The following is a 6000-nucleotide window of genomic DNA, read 5'->3' as shown; positions in this document are numbered from 1 at the left end:
TGGCTGGGATACAAGGATTCGAACCTTGGAATGCTGAGATCAAAACCCAGTGCCTTACCGCTTGGCGATATCCCAATCAAACTTTTTGAAACATTCGCTTAAGCCAATATTTCTAATAAATGGTACGGAAGGAGAGACTTGAACTCTCACACCTTGCGGCACCAGAACCTAAATCTGGCGTGTCTACCAATTCCACCACTCCCGCACAACACTCTAGTTTAACATCTTGAGCAGATGGGTAAGAAATAGATGGTAGCAATAGCGGGACTTGAACCTGCGACCCCAGCATTATGAGTGCTGTGCTCTAACCAGCTGAGCTATATTGCCACTATTTCTTGCTATCCCTCTTGGTGAGGAACGGGGCGTATTATGCTTATTCAGGTTATCTAGGTCAACTGGTTTTTTTCGCTATTTTCATCAATTCGACTTGTTCGGCTATAACTTCACCAAACTGAATGCCGAATCGACAAAATAAACCCAATTAACACACCTTAAACACCTTTACGCCCCATTTTAATTTCTAATTAACGTAAGTGACACTTATACGTTAAATAAGAAATGCATTACATCGCCATCTTTAACGATGTATGTTTTACCTTCAACACGTAATTTACCCGCATCTTTGGCGCCAGCTTCACCTTTGTAGGTAATAAAATCTTGATATGCCATAACCTGTGCACGAATAAAGCCACGTTCAAAGTCGGTATGGATTACGCCAGCAGCTTGTGGGGCAGAAGCACCAACAGGTACTGTCCATGCGCGAACTTCTTTTACACCTGCAGTAAAGTACGTTTGCAGATTCAGTAATTCGTAACCTGCACGAATTACGCGGTCTAAACCAGACTCTTCTAAACCAAGGTCAGCCATAAACTCTGCGCGGTCATCTGCTTCCATTTCTGCTAATTCAGATTCAATAGCAGCACATACAGGCACAACGATAGCATTTTCTGTAGCGGCAATAGCACGAACAACATCTAAATGAGGGTTGTTTTCGAAACCATCATCGGCAACGTTAGCAATGTACATTGTTGGTTTAATCGTTAAGAAGTTAAGGTAAGCAACGGCTGCTAACTCTTCTTTAGTTAATTCCAACGAACGCAACATTTGGCCTTCATTTAACAATGGACGCATTTTTTCAAGTACAGCGACTTCAAATTTTGCATCACCGTCGCCGCCTTTAGCACGTTTAGCTTGACGAAAAATAGCGCGCTCACATGCGTCTAAGTCTGCTAGAGCTAACTCTGTATTAATGACTTCAATATCGCCAGCTGGGTCAATTTTATTCGCTACGTGAACAATGTTCGGATCTTCAAAACAGCGTACTACATGACCAATTGCATCAGTTTCACGAATGTTAGCTAAAAACTTGTTACCTAAGCCTTCACCTTTCGATGCACCAGCGACTAGACCAGCGATATCAACGAACTCCATAGAAGTAGGTAAAATACGTTGAGGTTTAACAATAGCAGCTAACGCATCAAGACGTGCATCTGGTACCGGTACCACACCCGTGTTTGGCTCAATAGTGCAAAACGGAAAGTTTGCCGCTTCAATACCCGCTTGTGTTAACGCATTAAACAACGTTGACTTACCCACGTTTGGCAGACCAACAATGCCGCATTTAAAACCCATATGCTTACCTTTATATATGTAGAGTTATCCCATTGGATAATGATGTCGAAAGGGTGTTAAAACAAAACTCGCTTGGCTTATTCTGCTTTGAACGAATGTAATCTATGCATGGCTTTCGCCATGTCTTGGTTAAATAAAATCTCGGTTGAACGAACCGCTTCATCAATCGCGGCGTTTATTCGCTCTTGCTCTATCGTTGGTGCCCTGCCAAGTACGTAGCCGCTGACTTTATTTTTATCGCCTGGATGGCCAATGCCAATGCGCAAACGATGAAAGTTTTTGTCGTTACCTAAACTGGCAATAATGTCTTTTAAACCATTATGACCGCCATGGCCACCGCCCAACTTGAATTTAGCCACACCAGGATCCATATCCAGCTCATCATGGGCGACTAAGATTTCCTCGGGCAAAATGCGGAAAAAATTGGCTAACGCTGCAACCGACTTACCACTTAAGTTCATATAAGTTGTCGGGATCAGTAAACGAACATCCCTGCCATGCAACGTTGCACGGGCTGTGACACCAAAATATTTACTCTCTGCAACCAAAGGGACATTACATATACGCGCTAATTCTTGCACGTACCATGCACCAGCATTATGGCGAGTTTGTGCGTATTCAGCACCCGGATTTGCCAACCCGACAATCAATTTAATGTTACTCATCACAACCTAGTCAGTTTAATAGCAAACAATGCTGCTAAATGCCTTCATGGGGTACATCAAAATACACATGATGCAAAACGCGGCATTTTATACCAATTTCACTCATAATGTAATCATTCAAAGCCACTCATGCTTTACGGTTGACGACTCTTTACAGAAGTCATGTTTGTTGCGTAGTAAGCCTAGCTAACAAATGGCACATATCGCCAACCGATAGTTTAATTCAGCCCAAGCGCGTACTTCAATACTTTACGTTTTAGCGGTGAGTCGATATTGGCCAGTTTTAACGCGCCATTACGCAGTAATTTTAATGGCAATAAATTGTTACTAAAACCGGCGTAAAAAGCATCCATTGCAGTCATCATCAATTGATTATCATAATATCGCGCTTGCTGATAATGCTTTAATACACTCGCATGCCACCATGTTTTACCATTACCAATAGCATTAGCAATTTGAGCCACCAGTACATCGACATCTTTAAAACCAATATTAACGCCTTGGCCAGCTAATGGATTAATCGTGTGAGCTGCATCGCCAATAATAACCAGATTATCCTGATAATATTGTTGTGCATGGCGCCGAGTTAATGGAAAACTACCGCGATTTTCAACAGTAAAATTAGGGTCTAATCTCGACGGGAAATGCAGCCTGATTTGTTCAGCAAGTTGTAGATCATTCAGTTGAGATAACTGTTTAATACGATTGGCATCGTCATACCACACTAACGAAGCATTATTTCCAGGAAGCGGCAGTAAGCTTCTAGGCCCTGCTGGAGTAAATTGCTGCCAGGTAATTGATTGCTGAGGAGTTTGAGTACTTATATTGATTAACATTGCCGATTGGGCATAATCCCAACCTGTCACCCCAATACCAGCCCATTGGCGCACTTGCGAGTTAGCCCCATCGGCACCAACAAGTAATGTTGTAGTAAGCATATCGCCATTATCCAGCAAAACGCCGACTTGATGACCATCTCTTAAACGCGAAAACTGCATCACTTTAGCTGGACACAGTAAGGTGATGTTGTCCATTTGATGAATTTGTTGCCATAGGCTTAATTGAATTAAACGGTTTTCAAAAAAATAGCCTAAGTGCTGCTGGCCAACTTGTTCGGCGCTAAATGCAGTAAGGCAGCCATCAAGTTCCCATGTTTCTAAACCAGTATATGGCACATGACGCATGGTTAGCAGCTCATCCATAACGCCAAGTCGCGCTAACAATTGCTCAGATGCCACACTAATTGCCGAAACTCGTACATCTAGAGGCTGCTCAGGTTCATAAGGTTGTGGTTGGCGAGATTCAATCACTGCAACACTGAGCCCTAACTGACCTAATCCAATCGCTGCTGCTGCACCGACCATTCCGCCGCCAACAACGACAACATCATAATGATTAGTGTGACCAGTGGTGTTCGTTGATGTGAATGAAGCATCTTGCATTGTGTTGGCATCCATAAATAGTGAGATGAGTTTCTGTTTAATATGACAGTGAATAGAGGTCAATATATGTATAAATATGTCTATAAGAGCTAAAGCATGACCAAATGTTGCTATAACGGCTTTTTCCTACATCTGCTTACAATGAACAAAAATCAATCAATAAACGATTTTATATACTGTGACTGTCTGATTAATTGATCCACTTTACGTAATCAAGAGAGGACATCATGAACCGTCACCATCAATTTGTACGCCATTACATTCGCTATGGTTTAATTGCCACAGTGTTGATCACCACAATCATAAGTTGCGCATTAATACTGTCGACTAATGCCAGTGCCAATAACCCCAAAAATAATTTAATCATTCCGGACGCAACAAATATAGGTTCCATTGAAACCATTACCGTGACATATCGTAATGCATTCGATTATGCCCTATATCAACAAACCACGGAAATGTTGCTCAGCTTTAATCGCGATTTAAGCCAAAGTAATCTCGTTCAAGTCCAGCAACAAAGTCGCCAAATGGCCGCGGAATTTGGTTTTTACTCCGCTCAATCCATCACGTTTAACGCCAACGATAAATCATTACAATTTTCAAGGCTATTACAAAGTTTAGATTCAAATGAGTGAAACTTGCACTAGTGCTAGCCAGACCGCCTGACAACAGGTAAAATGTCGCGCTATTTTTACTGTGATTTACTGGCGAGCACTGATGAGTAAAAAACTTCATATTAAAACCTGGGGCTGTCAAATGAATGAGTATGACTCATCAAAGATGGCCGATTTATTAGACGACTATCAAGGATATACCTTGACCGAGGACGCAAGCGAAGCAGATGTTCTGCTGCTTAATACTTGCTCTATTCGTGAAAAAGCACAGGAGAAGGTATTCCATCAGCTAGGGCGTTGGAAATCTTTAAAAGATAAAAATCCTAATTTAATTATTGGGGTCGGCGGTTGCGTTGCCTCGCAAGAAGGTAAAGCAATTAAAGATCGCGCTCAATGCGTTGATATTATCTTTGGTCCACAAACATTGCATCGTTTACCTGAGATGATTGAACAAATTCAACGTGGCGAAAAAGCCGTGATTGATATCAGTTTCCCAGAAATTGAGAAGTTCGATCGTCTTCCTGAGCCTCGCGCTGACGGTCCAACCGCGTTCGTGTCAATTATGGAAGGTTGCAGTAAGTACTGTTCTTTCTGCGTGGTACCTTATACCCGTGGTGAAGAAGTCAGCCGTCCGTTAGATGACGTTATTCTTGAAGTGGCCCAATTAGCCGCCCAAGGTGTACGTGAAGTCAATTTATTAGGTCAAAACGTTAACGCATATCGCGGTGCAACTCATGATGATGAGATTTGTACCTTTGCGGAATTATTGCGCCTAGTGGCCTCAATTGATGGTATCGACCGTCTACGTTTTACCACTAGCCACCCAATTGAATTCACCCAAGACATTATCGATGTGTATGAAGACATGCCTGAATTGGTGAGCTTCCTGCATTTACCGGTGCAATCGGGTTCTGATCGTATTTTGACCCAAATGAAACGCGGTCACATGGCAATTGAATACAAGTCGATTATTCGTCGCTTGCGTAAAGCGCGTCCTGATATTCAAATCAGTTCAGACTTTATTATTGGTTTCCCTGGCGAATCTAAACAAGATTTCGCTGATACCATGAAACTGATTGAAGATGTTGGTTTTGACCACAGCTTTAGCTTTATCTACAGCGCTCGCCCAGGCACGCCTGCGGCAGATTTGCCTGATGATGTTAGCGACGAAGAAAAGAAGCAGCGTTTAGCGATTTTACAAGAGCGCATTACGCAACAAGCAATGCGTTATAGCCGTCATATGTTAGGCTCGGTTCAACGTATTTTAGTAGAAGGTCCATCGGTAAAGAATCCAATGGAACTTCGCGGTCGTACTGAAAACAGTCGTGTGGTTAACTTTGAAGCCGCCCACACTCATATCGGCAGTTTCGTTGATGTGAAAATTGTTGATGTTTATACCAACTCATTACGCGGCGAATTTGTCCGTGGTGAAGATGAAATGGATTTACGTCGCAGTTTACAACCAGCTGATATTATGGCTAAGCACAAGCAAGATGACGCATTAGGTGTGACCCACTTTAAGCCGTAATTCATGTTTGTTGCTTAAGATGATATTAAAGGCGGCTTGTCCGCCTTTAATTTTGCCTAAAATTAGTCATATTATGGTAATTCGATACAGAGACTCGTAAACTGTCATTATTACTAAAT

At 42.3% G+C, this 6000-nt stretch carries 5 protein-coding genes and 3 tRNA genes; 2 read left to right on the top strand and 6 right to left on the bottom strand.

Annotated features, from left to right (window positions below; translation table 11 throughout):
* From AAEY98_RS21250 to AAEY98_RS21225, 6 genes are all read right to left on the bottom strand, one after another.
* Positions 1-75: transfer RNA gene (locus AAEY98_RS21250), tRNA-Gln, on the bottom strand.
* A 45-nt stretch (positions 76-120) separates the two neighbouring features.
* Positions 121-205 (bottom strand) — tRNA-Leu (locus AAEY98_RS21245).
* A gap of 45 nt (positions 206-250) precedes the next feature.
* Positions 251-327: transfer RNA gene (locus tag AAEY98_RS21240), tRNA-Met, on the bottom strand.
* 213 nt (positions 328-540) lie between these two features.
* A complete protein-coding gene (gene ychF, locus AAEY98_RS21235) occupies positions 541-1632 on the bottom strand; it encodes a redox-regulated ATPase YchF (protein ID WP_101088712.1) in 1092 nt (363 codons plus the stop codon).
* A gap of 77 nt (positions 1633-1709) precedes the next feature.
* A complete protein-coding gene (gene pth, locus AAEY98_RS21230; RefSeq protein WP_101088711.1) occupies positions 1710-2297 on the bottom strand; it encodes an aminoacyl-tRNA hydrolase in 588 nt (195 codons plus the stop codon).
* A 218-nt stretch (positions 2298-2515) separates the two neighbouring features.
* Positions 2516-3739 (bottom strand): FAD-dependent monooxygenase, encoded by a 1224-nt coding sequence (locus AAEY98_RS21225; protein ID WP_351019507.1) that lies wholly within the window; start codon positions 3737-3739, stop codon positions 2516-2518.
* A gap of 227 nt (positions 3740-3966) precedes the next feature.
* Between AAEY98_RS21225 and AAEY98_RS21220 the strand changes: the two genes are divergently transcribed.
* Both AAEY98_RS21220 and miaB read left to right on the top strand, forming a co-directional pair.
* Complete coding sequence (locus tag AAEY98_RS21220; RefSeq protein WP_350979773.1) at positions 3967-4374, top strand: hypothetical protein; 408 nt, start codon at positions 3967-3969, stop codon at positions 4372-4374.
* Between the two features lie 82 nt (positions 4375-4456).
* A complete protein-coding gene (gene miaB, locus AAEY98_RS21215; protein WP_351019504.1) occupies positions 4457-5881 on the top strand; it encodes a tRNA (N6-isopentenyl adenosine(37)-C2)-methylthiotransferase MiaB in 1425 nt (474 codons plus the stop codon).
* The last annotated feature ends 119 nt before the right edge of the window (positions 5882-6000 follow it).

It is taken from the genome of Shewanella sp. AC91-MNA-CIBAN-0169 (genome assembly GCF_040310165.1).
Taxonomy (GTDB): domain Bacteria; phylum Pseudomonadota; class Gammaproteobacteria; order Enterobacterales; family Shewanellaceae; genus Shewanella.
The sequence above is the reverse complement of the archived record's forward strand: the minus strand, read 5'-3'. Positions and strand labels throughout refer to the sequence as shown.